Below are 14,916 nucleotides of genomic sequence, written 5' to 3' on the forward strand. Positions count from 1 at the left end.
TGCTCCCCTCAAGGATGGGTTCGGTTCCACTGACGGATGCCGCGACGCCGCGGCATCCGCTCAGGACTTGATGTACGGCTTGCCGGCCGCCGCGGGCCCCCGCACCTTGCCGACCAGGCCGGCCACGGCGAAGATCGTGACGACGTACGGCAGCATGAGCATGAACTCGCTCGGCACGGGCGATCCGATGACCGAGAGCGTGTTCTGCAGGTTCGACGCGAAGCCGAACAGCAGCGCCGCGAGGGTCGCCTTGATCGGATCCCACTGGCCGAAGATGACGGCGGCGAGCGCGATGAAGCCCGCGCCCGCGGTCATCTCCTTGTTGAAGGCGATGCCGGACCCGATCGTGAAGAACGTGCCGCCGAGGCCGGCAATCGCGCCCGCGAGGGCCACGTTCCAGAACCGGGTGCGGTTCACCTTGATGCCGACCGTGTCGGCGGCCTGCGGGTGCTCGCCCACCGCGCGGAGCCGGAGGCCCCACCGGGTGTGGAACAGCCCGACGTAGACCAGCGCGACCGCGATGTACATGAGGTACACGACGATGGTCTGGCGGAAGAAGACCGGCCCGATGATCGGGATGTCGCTGAGCAGCGGGATGGGCAGGCGCTCGAACCGCGGCGGCGTGTTGAGCACGGCCGAGTTCGGCGTGAGCACCTGCGAGAAGAAGAAGCTCGTGAGGCCGACGACGAGGACGTTGAGGACCACGCCGACGATGACCTGGTCGACGAAGTACTTGATCGCGAACGACGCGAGCACCATGGCCACGAGCACGCCCGCGACCATCGCGCCGACGGTGCCGGCGATCAGGCCGAGCCAGGGCTGGCCGGTCGAGGACGACACGAGGGACGCGACGACGGCCGCGGTGAAGGCGCCGGCGAGCAGCTGGCCCTCGATCGCGATGTTGATGACGCCGACGCGCTCGCCGATCACGCCCGTGAGCGAACCGTAGATGAGCGGCACCGCGAGGCTCAGCGAGCCGAACAGCAGGCCGATCACCGGGATGGCGGCGCCCGAGGCGGCCCAGGTGAGGAAGCCGAACATGAACAGGATCGCGAACACCACGACGAGCCAGAGCGGCACCCTGCGCTTCGTCGCGACGAGCATCGCCGAGTACGCGGTCGCGAGCGCGAGCAGCACGATCGTGATCCACAGCGCGGGCAGCGACGGGACCGTGATCTCGGGCAGCTGGATCGCGTCGGCCGGCGTCGAGAGGCGGAAGGTCGTGTTGCCGTCGCGCGGTGCGAAGACCGCGAGCGCGAGCGCGAGGAGCGTGAAGATCGCGAACGCGATCGGCGCCTTCCAGCTCGTGACGACGGTCGTGTCGAGCGGCTCGGCCACCGGGGCCGGGGCGTTGTGCTGAACGGCGGTGGTCACTTGACCTTCACCTCCTGGGAGACGTTCGGAACGGCTCTGCGTCGCGAGGCCGGGTCGGGGAGGCGGAAGATCGTGCGGACGAGCGGAGGCGCCGCGATGAAGAGCACGATGAGGGACTGCACGACCAGGACGATCTCGATGGGCACGCCCTCGGCCGCCTGCATCGAGAAGCCGCCGGCCTTGAACGCGCCGAACAGGAGGCCCGCGATGAAGGTGCCCCACGGCGTCGAGCGGCCCAGCAGCGCCACGGTGATCGCGTCGAAGCCGATGCCGGCGTCGATGCCCGCGGTGAAGCCGGTGGTGACGGTGCCGAGCACCTGGCTGACGCCCGCGAGGCCGAGCAGGGCGCCCGAGATGAGCATCGCGTACACGTACATGTTGCGGACGTTGATGCCGGCGACCCGCGCGGCGTTCGGGTTCTCGCCGACGGCGCGGAACCGGAAGCCGAGGCTCGAGCGGCTGAGGATCCACCAGACCACGACCGTGGCGATGACCACCAGGACGAACCCGAAATGCAGGTTGAACTGCGGACCGAGCAGCGCCGGGAAGATCGCGGTGTCCTTCATCGCCGGGGTCTTCGGGTTCGACGAGCCCGGCGCCTGGAGGAGGCCGGGGGTGCGCAGCAGCCACGACACCAGGTAGAACGCGACGTAGTTGAGCATGATCGTGACGATCACCTCGTGGGCGCCCGTGCGTGCCTTCAGCAGGCCCGCGATGCCGGCCCAGAGCGCGCCGCCGACGAGACCGCCGATGAGGGCCACGAGCATGTGCAGGCCCCACGGCAGGTCGAAGCCGAAGCCGATCCAGCCGGCGACGGATGCCGCGATGAGCATCTGGCCGCGGCCACCGATGTTGAACATGCCGACGCGGAAGGCGAGGGCGACGCCGAGGCCACCGGCGATGAGCGGAGTCGCGAACGTCAGGGTCTCGGTGAGCGGCCGGATGCCGGCGAGGAACGTGTCGCGGCGGAAGTTGTAGATCGCGCCCTGGAACAGCGCCGTGTACGCGCCGGCGACCGAGTCCCAGATCGCGCCGAGCATGTCGGTCGGGCGGGCGAAGAAGTACCCGGCCGTCTCCTGGACGCGCTCGTCGGTGAACGCGATCATGATGGCGCCGACGAGCAGTGCGAGCACCACCGCCAGGACCGAGATGATCGCGTTGCCGGTCGCGATCTGGTGGAGCATCGTGTGCCAGCGCGACGGCGGCGGGACGTCGGCGGCGGCCGTGCCGGGGCCGCCCGTCGTCCGCGCGGCGTCGGCGGCGGTCTGCTGCTCGGGCGAGACGGCGTCGGGCTCCTCGATGGCGACGTCGGCGTCGAGGTCGCCGGAGGCACCGGTCGGCCGCGCGGCCTCGGGGTTCTGGGGGTCGCTCATGCGGCCGCTCCTTCGGGTTGTTCGCCGGCCATCATGAGGCCGAGCACGTCGCGCGGGGTGTCGCCGGGGACGATCCCGACGATTCGGCCGCGGTACATGACCATGATCCGGTCGGCGAGCGCGACGACCTCGTCGAGCTCGGTGGACACGACGACCACGGGCACGCCCGAGTCGCGCGTCTCGACGATGCGCTTGTGGATGAACTCGATCGACCCGACGTCGACGCCGCGCGTGGGCTGCGCGGCGACGAGGAGGCGCAGGTCGCGGCTCAGCTCGCGCGCGAGCACCACCTTCTGCTGGTTGCCGCCCGAGAGCTGGCGCACCTTCGAGTCGATGCCCTGGGTGCGGACGTCGAACTCCTCGACCTTGTCGCGGGCGAAGTCGGCCAGCGCGCCGCGCTGGATGTTGCCGGCCCGCACGAACGGCGCGCCGCCGCTGCGGTCGAGCATGAGGTTCTCGGCGATCGTGAACTCGCCGACCAGGCCGTCCTCCGTGCGATCCTCGGGCACGAAGCCGACGCCCGAGTCGAGGATCTTCTTGACGCCGGCCGAGGCGAGCTCGACGCCGTCGAGCCTGATCGAGCCCTCGACGCGCGGCTGCAGGCCGAGGAGCGCCTCGGTCAGCTCGGTCTGCCCGTTGCCCTGGACACCGGCGACGGCGAGGATCTCGCCGCCGCGCACCTCGAAGCTCACGTCGTTGACGACGAGCTGGCCGATGTGGTCGATGACCTTGAGGTGCTCGACCTGGAGGGCCGGCTCGCCGAGCTTCGCCTCCTCCTTCTGCACGGTGAGCTCGACCGCGCGCCCGACCATGAGCGAGGCGAGCTCGGCGTTCGTCGCCGTGGGCGACGCCTCGCCGACCACCTTGCCGAGTCGCACCACGGTGATGCGGTCGGCGACCTCGCGGACCTCGCGCAGCTTGTGCGTGATGAAGACGATCGACGTGCCGGTCTCCTTCAGCTGGCGCATGATCGCCATCAGCTCGTCGGTCTCCTGCGGGGTCAGCACGGCGGTCGGCTCGTCGAACACGAGCACGCGAGCGTCGCGTGAGAGCGCCTTGATGATCTCGACGCGCTGCTGCACGCCCACGGGCAGGTCGTCGACGAGCGCGTCGGGGTCGACGTCGAACCCGAACCGCTCGGAGATCTCGCGCACCTTCGCGCGGGCCGTGGGCAGGTCGAGGAGCCCGCCCGCGCGGGTGGACTCGTGGCCGAGCATGACGTTCTCGGCGACCGTGAACACGGGGATGAGCATGAAGTGCTGGTGCACCATGCCGATGCCGGCGGCCATCGCGTCGCCTGGGCCCGCGAAGTGCTGCACCTCGTCATCGAGGAGCACCTCGCCCTCGTCGGCCTGGTAGAGGCCGTAGAGCACGTTCATGAGCGTCGACTTGCCTGCACCGTTCTCGCCGAGGAGGGCGTGGATCTCTCCGGCCTCCACGGTGAGGTCGATGTGGTCGTTGGCGACCAAGCTGCCGAATCGCTTCGTGATGCCGCGAAGTTCGAGCTTCATGTCCCCGATCCTAGTGAGATGGCTGCATCCGTTGGTGATGCTGCACGAATGTTGAAGGGGTCGGATGCCGCGTGCGCAGATGTTGCGCGACGCGCTCCGAATGGCGTCGGAACGCCGATCGGGGAGGCCGGCTGGTGCCGACCTCCCCGATCAGAGCGTGCGTCCCTACTCGGACGCTGCGAGGTAGGACTCGACCTTGATGTCGCCCGCGATGATGGCGGCCTTCAGGTCGTCGAGCTCGCCCTGGAGCGAGGACGACACCTTGGACTCGAAGTCGTGGAACGGCGCGATGCCGACGCCCTCGTTCTCGAGCGTGCCGATGAACGGGGTGTTGTCGAACTCGCCGTTGCCCGCTGCGAGCACGGCCTCCTTGGTGCCGACGTCGATGCCCTTGAGGATCGACGTGAGCATGAGGTCGGCGACCGACGGGTCGGTCTGGGTGAAGTCGGCGTCGACGCCGATCATCGCGATCTCACGGCCGGAGTCGCGGATGGCCGCGGCGGCCGACTGGTAGATCGGGCCGCCGACGGGCAGCAGCACGTCGACGTTCTGGTCGATGAGGCCCTGCGCGGTGTTGCGCGCGGTGTCGTTCGCCTCGAAGCCACCGGTGAAGAGGCCGTCCTGCGCGGCGCGGTCCCAACCGAGGACCTGCACGTTCGTGCCCTTCTCCTGGTTGTGGTACTCGACGCCCTGGGCGAAGCCGTCCATGAAGATGGAGACGGTCGGGAAGTTCATGCCGCCGAAGGTGCCCACGATGCCGGTCTTCGAGTAGTCGGCGGCCGCGTAGCCGGCGAGGAACGCCGCCTGGGCCGTGTCGAAGATGATCGGCTTGATGTTGTCGAAGTCGGTCTGGCCGTCGAAGTCGAGGTCGACCGTGTCGTCGATCGAGACGTAGTCGATGTCGGGGTTGGCCTCGGCCGACTCGCCCGCCGCCGACGCCAGCGCGAAGCCGACGGTGACGATGAGGTTGCAGCCCTGGTCGACGAGGTTCGTCAGGTTGGGCGCGTAGTCGGTCTCCGCGTCGGACTGCACGGTGACCGGCTCGACGCCGAGCTCGTCGGCGGCGGCCGTCAGGCCCTCGAAGCCGAGCTGGTTGAAGGACTTGTCGTCGAAGCCGCCTGCGTCGGAGACCATGCAGGGGAGGAAGTCGCTGGCCGCCTCTCCCCCGTCGGTGCTGCCCGAATCCTCGGGCGCGGAACCGCAACCGGCGAGCAGCACGGCTGCGCCGAACATGGCAAGACCGCCGAGCGCGGCCTTCCTGGTCGTGACCTTCACTGTGTCCTCCAAAGACTGCGCCCCGACCGTCGCGGGACTCGTGGAGTCACGTTACCGAATGTTGCGGTCGACGCTCAGGATCGGGCGGCAGGTGACATGCAATGGTTATCAAGCCGCGACATTCTGCTCATATGAGCAGACCGGTCGGCCCCCGCTCGGGGGACGGGGATGCGCATTCCCCAGTGATCAGGGGTGTGCTCGCCCGCTCCCCGGGGGCACCGCGCTCAGGGCCGGCTCGGCGAGTCCACGACCAGCTCTCCGGCGATGATCGCCTGGCGCAGTCCCTCGATCTCCCCGTCGAGCTCGGGCGAGACGAGCGTGGCGAGGTCGTGATAGGGCGCGATCTCCACGCCGCCGTTCTCGAGCGTCCCGATGTACGGCTCGTTCGTGAACGCGCCGTCCTGCACTTCGCCGACGATCTCGACCATCGCGTCCTGGGTGTTCTTCAGCACGCTCGTGAGGATGATGGGCCGGAACTCGGGCGCGAGCGTCTCGTAGCCGTCGCTGTCCACCCAGATCACCGAGACGCCGCCGCGCTCGCGCGCCGCCGACGCGGCGCCCTCGCCGACCTGTCCCGCCACCGGGAGGATGACATCGGCGCCCTGGTCGATGAAGCCCTCCGTGAGCGCCTTGCCCTTGTTGATGTCCTCGAAGTCGCCGGTGAACGCGCCGTCCTGCTTGGCCTTGTCCCAGCCGAGCGCGCGCACCTGGGTGCCGTGCACCTCGTTGTACTTCGCGACGCCGTCGACGAAGCCGTCCATGAAGAGGGTCACGGGCGGCTGGTTGCCGCCGCCGAACGTGGCCACCACGCCCGTCTTCGAGACGCCCGCCGCGAGGTATCCGGCCAGGAACGAGGCCTGCGCCGTGTCGAAGACCACGGGCTTCACGTTGTCGGCCTCGACGGTCTCGTCGACGATCGCGAACGCGAGGTCGGGGTTGGCCGTCGCCTGCTCGAGCGTCGCCTCGGCGAGCTCGAAGCCGACGGTGACGATGAGGCCGCAGCCGGAGTCGACGGCCTGCTGCACGTTCGGCGCCAGGTCGGTCTCCCCGGTGGAGACGATGGCCTCGGCGTCGACGCCGAGCTCGTCCTCCGCCTGCTGCAGGCCCTCCCAGCTCGACTGGTTGAAGGAGCGGTCCTCGAGGCCGCCCGAGTTCGTGACCATGCGCACGCAGTCCGTGCCTGCGGCATCCGTGCCGCCCGACTCGGGCGCGGGCGCGCAGGCCGCGAGGGTGACGGATGCCGCGACGAGCGCCGCTCCGAAGCCGAACCACCGACGCACAGACATCCGCTGCCCCGTTCTCTCGAGTGCCCCTACAGCACGTCGCTCGACCCGCCGAGCCGGAGGGCGTCGACGACCGCCTTGACCCGCTGCGCGTGCTCGCTCGTCGTGACGAGGAGCGCGTCGGGCGTGTCCACGACGACGATATCGTGCACGCCGATCAGGCTGATGACCCGGTTCGCGCGGCTCACGACGATGCCGCTCGACGCGTCCGCGAGCACGCGGGCGTTCTCGCCGAGGATCGCCAGCTCTCCCGAGCGGCCGGCCGTGTTGAGCTTCGCGAGCGATGCGAAGTCGCCGACGTCGTCCCACTGGAAGTGCGCGCGGATGACCGCGAGCCGGCCGGCCGCGGCGGCGGGCTCGGCGACCGAGTAGTCGATCGCGATCTTCTCGAGCGTGGGCCAGATCCGGTCGACCGCGGGTCCGCGCGTCTCGGGGTCGTCCCACGCGCCGGCGAGCTCGACGAGCCCGGCGTGCAGCTCGGGCTTCGTGCGGGCGAGCTCCTCGAGCAGCGTCGACGCCTTCGTGATGAACATCCCGGCGTTCCAGAGGTGATCGCCGCCCTCGAGGTAGCGCTTGGCCGTCTCGAGGTCGGGCTTCTCGACGAAGTTCGACACGGCCTCGACACGGTCGGCGCCGGGCACCTCGACCTGGCCGCCGCACTCGATGTAGCCGAAGCCGACCGCGGGCTCGGTCGGGGTGATGCCGATCGTGGCGATGTACCCGGCGCGCGCCGCGGCGACCGCGTCGGCGACCGCCGAGCGGAACAGCGCGTCGCCCGAGATCACGTGGTCGGCCGCGAACGAGCCGATCACGACGCCGGGCTCGCGGCGCTCGAGGATGGCGGCGGCGAGGCCGATGGCCGCGGTGGAGTCGCGCGGCTCGCTCTCGAGCACGATGTTCTCGTCGGCGAGCGCGGGCAGCTGCGCCTCGACCGCCGCGCGGTGCGCGCGGCCCGTCACGACCATGATCCGCTGCTCGCCCGAGAGGGGTGCGAGCCGGTCCCACGTGTCCTTCAGGAGGGTCTGGCCCGACCCCGTGAGGTCGTGCAGGAACTTCGGCGCGTCCGCCCGGGACAGCGGCCACAGCCGTGAGCCGACGCCCCCCGCGGGGATCACGCTGTAGAAGCCCTCGAGGGGCAGGGATGCTGTCGACATGCGATCGAGGATACCGGGACGTCCTCCGCGGCATCCGCGTGATCGCTCGCTCTGCCCGCGACCGGGGTTAGGCAGCCCTAACCGGCACCACCTCCGGCGCGGGACTAGACTCGCATGCGGGCCGAGCGCCCGTCGTGCCCTCTCGTCAAGGGCGAATCACACAGCCAGGGAGGGTTGTTCATGCCAGAGACCTCGGCAGGAACCCTGACCGCACCCGAGAAGCCGGCCAAGCAGCGGCCGGGCGGCACGCTCTATCGCGGCCGCGAGGGCATGTGGTCATGGGTGCTGCACCGCATCACCGGTGTCGCGATCTTCTTCTTCCTCCTGGTGCACGTCCTCGACACCTCGCTCGTGCGCGTCAGCCCCGAGGCCTACAACGCGGTGATCGGCACGTACCAGACGCCGATCATGGGCCTCGGCGAGGTCGCCCTCGTCGGCGCCATCGTGTTCCACGCCTTCAACGGCCTGCGCATCATCCTCGTCGACTTCTGGGCGTGGGCGACCCGCCATCAGCGCGTGCTCTTCTACGTGGTCATCGCCCTCTGGGTGGTCACCATGCTCGCGTTCGTGCCCCGTCACCTGATGAACGTCTTCAGCCACTGAGAGGCCGCGACATGACTGCCATCGAAGCACCCCGCAGCCCCGCGCGCCCGGCCCGCAGGCGCGGCGTCAACTGGGAGAAGTGGGGCTGGATCTACATGCGCGCGTCGGGCGTCGTCCTGCTCGTGCTCATCTTCGGCCACCTGTTCACCAACCTGATGGTGGGCGAGGGCGTCAAGGCCATCGACTTCGGCTTCGTCGCCGGCAAGTGGGCCGACCCGTTCTGGCAGTGGTGGGACGTGCTGATGCTCTGGCTCGCCCTCATCCACGGCGCCAACGGCATGCGCACGATCGTGAACGACTACACGAGCCCCGGCACCATCCAGCGGCTCCTGAAGATCGCGCTGTTCGCGGCCGCGGCCGTGCTGATCGTGCTCGGCACCCTCGTGGTGTTCACGTTCGACCCGTGCCCCGCCGGCGCCCCCGCCGACCTGCTCCCCTCGTTCTGCCCCGCGGCCTAGGAGACCTGTGAATCCCGAGAGCGCCCACGTCGAGACGAAGGTCGTCGACGGCGTCCACTACCACCAGTACGACATCGTGATCGTCGGCGCCGGCGGCGCGGGGATGCGGGCGGCGATCGAGGCCGGGCCGGGTGCGCGCACCGCGGTCATCTCGAAGCTGTACCCGACCCGCTCGCACACGGGCGCCGCGCAGGGCGGCATGGCCGCCGCGCTCGCGAACGTCGAGGAGGACAGCTGGGAGTGGCACACCTTCGACACCGTCAAGGGCGGCGACTACCTCGTCGACCAGGACGCGGCCGAGATCCTCGCGAAGGAGGCCATCGACGCGGTCATCGACCTCGAGAACATGGGCCTCCCGTTCAACCGCACGCCCGAGGGCAAGATCGACCAGCGACGCTTCGGCGGGCACACGCGCGACCACGGCAAGGCGCCCGTGCGACGCGCCTGCTACGCGGCCGACCGCACCGGCCACATGATCCTGCAGACGCTGTTCCAGAACTGCGTCCGACTCGGGATCGAGTTCTACAACGAGTACTACGCCCTCGACCTCGTGATGACCGAGGTCGACGGCGTCGAGCAGCCGTCGGGCGTCGTCGCCTACGAGCTCGCCACCGGCGAGCTCCACGTCTTCCAGGCGAAGGCCGTCATCTTCGCCACGGGCGGCTTCGGCAAGATCTACAAGACCACCTCGAACGCGCACACGCTCACGGGCGACGGCGTCGGCATCATCTGGCGCAAGGGCCTGCCGCTCGAGGACATGGAGTTCTTCCAGTTCCACCCGACCGGCCTCGCCGGCCTCGGCATCCTCCTCACCGAGGGCGCCCGCGGCGAGGGCGCGATCCTGCGCAACGCCTCGGGCGAACGCTTCATGGAGCGCTACGCCCCCACCATCAAGGACCTCGCGCCGCGCGACATCGTCGCCCGCTGCATGGTGCAGGAGGTGGCCGAGGGCCGCGGCGCCGGCCCGCACAAGGACTACGTGCTGCTCGACTGCACGCACCTCGGCGCCGAGGTGCTCGAGACGAAGCTCCCCGACATCACCGAGTTCGCGCGCACCTACCTCGGCGTCGACCCGGTCTACGAGCCGGTGCCCGTCATGCCCACCGCCCACTACGCGATGGGCGGCATCCCCACCAACGTGGCGGCCGAGGTGCTGCGCGACAACACGACCGTCGTGCCCGGCCTCTACGCCGCCGGCGAGTGCGCGTGCGTCTCGGTGCACGGCTCGAACCGCCTCGGCACCAACTCGCTGCTCGACATCAACGTCTTCGGCAAGCGCGCCGGCCGCAACGCGGTCGAGTACGTGAAGACGGTCGACTTCACGCCGCTGCCCGCCGACCCGGCCGCCGGTGTGCGCGACCTGCTCCAGCTGCTGCGCGACTCGAACGGCACCGAGCGCATCGCCGCCATCCGCAAGGAGCTGCAGGACGAGATGGACAAGGGCGCCCAGGTGTTCCGCACCGACGAGTCGCTCGCCCACGTGGCATCCGTCATCGCCTCGCTGCGCGAGCGCTACAAGCACATCGCGGTGCAGGACAAGGGCCGCCGGTTCAACACCGACCTGCTCGAGGCCGTCGAGCTCGGGTTCCTGCTCGACCTCGCCGAGGTCGTCGTGCACTCCGCGCGGAACCGCGAGGAGAGCCGCGGCGGCCACATGCGCGACGACTTCCCGAACCGCGACGACGAGAAGTACATGCAGCACACGATGGCGTACCTGACCGGCGACGCCCACTCGTCGCACGCCGAGGACCACATCCGGCTCGACTGGAAACCGGTGACGGTCACGCGCTACCAGCCGATGGAGAGGAAGTACTGACGTGAGCACCGCAACGCTCGAGAACCCGCCGGCCGCGAGCGCGCCCGTGCAGTCGTTCACGGTCACGTTCCTGATCCGCCGCTTCGACCCCGACGTCGACACGGAGCCGCGCTGGCAGGACTTCGACGTCGAGATGTACGCGACCGACCGCGTGCTCGACGCCCTGCACAAGATCAAGTGGGAGCAGGACGGCTCGCTGACGTTCCGCCGCTCGTGCGCTCACGGCATCTGCGGCTCCGACGCGATGCGCATCAACGGACGCAACCGCCTCGCCTGCAAGACGCTGATCAAGGACCTCGACATCTCGAAGCCGATCTACGTCGAGGCGATCAAGGGCCTCCCGCTCGAGAAGGACCTCGTCGTCGACATGGAGCCGTTCTTCGCGAGCTACCGCGAGGTGCAGCCGTTCCTCATCGCGAACTCGAAGCCCGAGCCGGGCAAGGAGCGCATCCAGTCGATCGCCAAGCGCGAGATCTTCGACGACACCACGAAGTGCATCCTCTGCGCGGCGTGCACCTCGTCGTGCCCCGTGTTCTGGACCGACGGCCAGTACTTCGGCCCCGCGGCGATCGTCAACGCGCACCGGTTCATCTTCGACTCGCGCGACGACGCGGCATCCGTGCGCCTCGACATCCTCAACGACAAGGAGGGCGTGTGGCGCTGCCGCACGACCTTCAACTGCACCGACGCGTGCCCCCGCGGCATCGAGGTGACGAAGGCGATCGCCGAGGTGAAGCAGGCGATCATGCGCGGCAAGCCCTGACGCGAGCCGTCGGCTGACGACGAGGGGCCGGTGCCGATCGCACCGGCCCCTCGTCGCCGACTCGGCCCGGCCGGATCGCTACGCTGGGAGCGTGAGCGAGCCCACCTCCGCCGTCGGTCGTCGCGGTCGTCGCCGCGGGTCGGCCGCCGACGTCGAGCACGAAGGACCCGGCGTCGAGCACGAAGGACCCGACGCCGCCGTGGATGACGCGGCATCCGGGCACTCGGAAGCCGGGGAGTCCACGCGGGAGCGACTCGAGGAGCTGGGCACCCGCACCAAGGAGCGGTTCGAGGAGCCGATCAACCGGGTCACCACGATCACCCGGAAGACGATGGCCCTCTTCCCCGTGCGAGTCTGGCGCCACTTCCTCGCGCGGAACGGGTTCATCCTCTCGGCCGGCATGAGCTACCAGGCGCTGTTCGCGATCTTCGCGGCGGTGTACGTGGTGTTCGCGGTCGCCGGCATCTGGCTGACCGGGAACTCGCAGGCGCTCACCGCGTTCATCGCCCTGCTCAACACCTACGCGCCGGGGCTGGTCGGCGACGACGGCATCATCTCCACCGACGACCTCGTGGCGATCGCGACCGCGAACACCAGCCTGTTCGGCCTCACGGGCGCCGTTGCGCTCGTCGGCCTCGTCTGGACGGCGATCGGGTGGATCACCTACGCGCGGATCGCGGTGCGCAGCACCTTCGGCCTGCAGAAGGACACCCGGGCGTACGTCCTCCTGAAGACGCGCGACCTCCTCGTGGGGCTCGCCTTCGGCGGGATCCTCATCCTGGCGACGGTGCTGTCGGTGGTCACGACGTCGTTCTTCGGCTGGATCACGACCTTGACCGGGATGCCCCGCGACTCCGGGTGGACGGACGTCGCCGTCCAGGCGGGCTCACTCCTCGTCGTGTTCGTCATCGACACGCTCGCGCTCGCGGTGCTGTTCCGGTTCCTGTCCGGTGCGGCGATGCCGTGGCGGCGCATGTGGGTCGGGTCCCTGCTCGGCTCCTTCGCGATCACGGTACTGCAGCTGCTCGGCGGCTACGTCCTCACGGCGGCCGGCAAGAACCCGCTCCTCGCGACCTTCGCCGTGTTCATCGCGCTGCTCCTGTGGTTCCGGATCACGAGCATCATCATCCTCGTCGCCGCCGCGTGGATCGCCGTCGAGGCATTCGACAACCACGAGTCGCTCCGGCTCGTGACGGCCGCGCAGCTCGAGGCGGAACAGCTCGCACGCGAGCACGAGGCGCTCGTGACGGCCGCGCGCGTGCGGGTGCGCGAGGCCGAGCAGGCGCTCGCCGACGCGAACTGGCTCGAGCGCATGCCCGCCCGGCGCCGGCTCGCGAGGGCGGAGGAGGAACTGGCCCGAGCGGAGACCGAGGCGGCGTCCCCGCCCCCGAGCGACGACGTCGGGGGGCTCCCCTAGGATCGAAGGCATGCCCCCCGCGAAACCGCTCCGTGTCGTCAGCGCCAACGTCAACGGGATCCGGGCCGCATACCGCCGCGGCATGGGCGAATGGCTCGCCGCACGCGACGTCGACATCCTCGCGATGCAGGAGGTGCGCGCCTCCACCGAAGACGTGCAGGCGCTGCTCGGCGACGAGTGGGACATCCTGCACGACCCGGCCACCGCGAAGGGCCGCGCCGGCGTCGCGATCGCGAGCCGCAACCGCGCGAGCATCCACCGCGTCGAGCTCGGTGCGCCCGACTTCGACAGCGCGGGCCGCTGGCTCGAGGCCGACTACGAAGTGGGCGACCGCGTCGTCACGGTGGTGAGCGCCTACGTGCACTCCGGCGAGGCCGACACTCCCAAGCAGGTCGAGAAGTACCGCTTCCTCGACGCCATGGAGGCGCGACTGCCGCAGCTCGCCGCGCAGTCCGAGCTCGCGGTCGTCGTCGGCGACCTCAACGTCGGGCACCGCACGCTCGACATCCGCAACTGGAAGGGCAACGTCAAGCGGGCCGGCTTCCTCCCCGACGAGCGCGCGTACTTCGACCGGTTCGTCGGCGCCGAAGACGCCGACGACTACAACCGCGGCGCCGGGCTCGGCTGGGTCGACCTCGGCCGCCGCTTCGCCGGCGAGGTCGACGGTCCCTACTCCTGGTGGTCGTGGCGCGGCAAGGCGTTCGACAACGACACGGGCTGGCGCATCGACTACCAGCTCGCGACCCCCGCACTCGCCGACGCCGCGGTCGCCTACGCGATCGATCGCGCCGACACGTACGACGCCCGATGGTCCGACCACGCTCCCGTCGTCGTCGACTACGCCATCTGACCCCACCGCTGACAAGGACTCCCACCGCATGAACGACTCCCGTCCCGTCGTCTTCTCCGGCATGCAGCCGTCGAGCGACTCGCTCCACCTCGGCAACTACCTCGGCGCGCTCGTCAACTGGGTCGCCCTCCAAGACGACCACGACCCCATCTACTGCGTGGTCGACCTGCACGCCATCACCGTGCCGCAGGAGCCGGCCGCCCTCCGCGACGCCACCCGGCGCACCGCCGCCCAGTACCTCGCCGCGGGCGTCGACCTCGAGCGCTCGACGCTCTTCGTGCAGTCGCACGTGCCGGCGCACGCCGAGCTCGCCTGGGTGCTCGGCACGCTCACGGGCTTCGGCGAGGCCAGCCGCATGACGCAGTTCAAGGACAAGTCGGCCAAGCAGGGCACGGATGCCACGACGGTCGGCCTGTTCACGTACCCGGTGCTCATGGCGGCCGACATCCTGCTCTACGACACGCAGCTCGTGCCGGTCGGCGACGACCAGCGCCAGCACCTCGAGCTCACGCGCGACCTCGCCGGCCGCTTCAACTCCCGGTTCGGCGAGACGTTCGTCGTGCCCGAGGCGCTCATCCCCAAGGAGTCGGCGCGCATCTACGACCTGCAGGAGCCGACCGCCAAGATGTCGAAGTCGGCGCAGTCCGAGGCCGGCCTCGTGAAGGTCATGGACGACCCCGCCGTCACCGCGAAGAAGTTCCGCAGCGCGGTCACCGACACGGGTCGCGAGGTGCGCTACGACCCGAGCGGGAAGCCCGGCATCTCGAACCTCCTCGACATCCTCGCGGCGACCACCGGCCGGCCGATCCCCGAGCTCGAGGCGGAGTACGACGGCCGCGGCTACGGCGACTTCAAGAAGGACGTCGCCGATGCCGTGGTCGAGGCACTCGCGCCCATCCGCACGCGCACGCTCGAGCTCCTCGAAGACCCGGCGGAGCTCGACCGCCTGCTCGCGATCGGCGCCGAGCGGGCGAGCGAGCGGGCCGAGCGGATGCTGCGCACGGTCTACGACCGCGTCGGCTTCGTGCGCCGGGGCTGA

At 70.0% G+C, this 14,916-nt stretch carries 13 protein-coding genes; 7 read left to right on the forward strand and 6 right to left on the reverse strand.

The features are described from left to right. Positions 1-60: 60 nt before the first annotated feature. The 6 genes from ACWGO8_RS02015 to ACWGO8_RS02040 form a co-directional block, all read right to left on the reverse strand. On the reverse strand, positions 61-1,374 hold the full coding sequence (locus ACWGO8_RS02015; protein WP_452041473.1) for an ABC transporter permease: 1,314 nt from the start codon (positions 1,372-1,374) through the stop codon (positions 61-63). After that, positions 1,371-2,747, reverse strand: coding sequence for an ABC transporter permease (locus tag ACWGO8_RS02020; protein WP_452041474.1), 1,377 nt, complete (start codon positions 2,745-2,747; stop codon positions 1,371-1,373). Before ACWGO8_RS02020 ends, ACWGO8_RS02015 begins: the two co-directional genes overlap by 4 nt. Further along, complete coding sequence (locus ACWGO8_RS02025) at positions 2,744-4,258, reverse strand: ABC transporter ATP-binding protein (protein WP_452041475.1); 1,515 nt, start codon at positions 4,256-4,258, stop codon at positions 2,744-2,746. Before ACWGO8_RS02025 ends, ACWGO8_RS02020 begins: the two co-directional genes overlap by 4 nt. 165 nt (positions 4,259-4,423) lie before the next feature. After that, positions 4,424-5,533: a BMP family lipoprotein gene (locus tag ACWGO8_RS02030; protein ID WP_452041476.1), complete on the reverse strand. Its 1,110-nt coding sequence runs from the start codon at positions 5,531-5,533 to the stop codon at positions 4,424-4,426. A 224-nt stretch (positions 5,534-5,757) separates the two neighbouring features. Next, positions 5,758-6,819 (reverse strand): BMP family lipoprotein, encoded by a 1,062-nt coding sequence (locus tag ACWGO8_RS02035; RefSeq protein WP_452041477.1) that lies wholly within the window; start codon positions 6,817-6,819, stop codon positions 5,758-5,760. A gap of 26 nt (positions 6,820-6,845) precedes the next feature. Then, positions 6,846-7,970: a mannose-1-phosphate guanylyltransferase gene (locus tag ACWGO8_RS02040; RefSeq protein ID WP_452041478.1), complete on the reverse strand. Its 1,125-nt coding sequence runs from the start codon at positions 7,968-7,970 to the stop codon at positions 6,846-6,848. A gap of 180 nt (positions 7,971-8,150) precedes the next feature. On the opposite strand from ACWGO8_RS02040, the gene sdhC reads away from it, so the two are divergent. From sdhC to trpS, 7 genes are all read left to right on the forward strand, one after another. Beyond that, positions 8,151-8,573: a succinate dehydrogenase, cytochrome b556 subunit gene (gene sdhC / locus ACWGO8_RS02045; RefSeq protein ID WP_376956525.1), complete on the forward strand. Its 423-nt coding sequence runs from the start codon at positions 8,151-8,153 to the stop codon at positions 8,571-8,573. Between the two features lie 11 nt (positions 8,574-8,584). Further along, positions 8,585-9,031 (forward strand): succinate dehydrogenase hydrophobic membrane anchor subunit, encoded by a 447-nt coding sequence (locus tag ACWGO8_RS02050; RefSeq protein WP_376956523.1) that lies wholly within the window; start codon positions 8,585-8,587, stop codon positions 9,029-9,031. 7 nt (positions 9,032-9,038) lie between these two features. After that, the gene (gene sdhA, locus ACWGO8_RS02055) at positions 9,039-10,847 is read left to right on the forward strand and encodes a succinate dehydrogenase flavoprotein subunit (protein ID WP_452041479.1); all 1,809 of its coding nucleotides are present in this window, start codon (positions 9,039-9,041) and stop codon (positions 10,845-10,847) included. 1 nt (position 10,848) lies between these two features. Further along, entirely contained in the window at positions 10,849-11,610 is a 762-nt protein-coding gene (locus ACWGO8_RS02060) for a succinate dehydrogenase iron-sulfur subunit (RefSeq protein WP_148732026.1), read from the forward strand. Between the two features lie 91 nt (positions 11,611-11,701). Next, positions 11,702-13,027, forward strand: a complete 1,326-nt coding sequence (locus ACWGO8_RS02065; RefSeq protein WP_452041480.1) for a YhjD/YihY/BrkB family envelope integrity protein — start codon at positions 11,702-11,704, stop codon at positions 13,025-13,027. Between the two features lie 10 nt (positions 13,028-13,037). Next, on the forward strand, positions 13,038-13,877 hold the full coding sequence (locus tag ACWGO8_RS02070) for an exodeoxyribonuclease III (RefSeq protein ID WP_452041481.1): 840 nt from the start codon (positions 13,038-13,040) through the stop codon (positions 13,875-13,877). A gap of 28 nt (positions 13,878-13,905) precedes the next feature. Continuing rightward, on the forward strand, positions 13,906-14,916 hold the full coding sequence (gene trpS / locus ACWGO8_RS02075) for a tryptophan--tRNA ligase (RefSeq protein WP_376956514.1): 1,011 nt from the start codon (positions 13,906-13,908) through the stop codon (positions 14,914-14,916).

It is taken from the genome of Agromyces sp. NPDC055661, assembly GCF_053618135.1.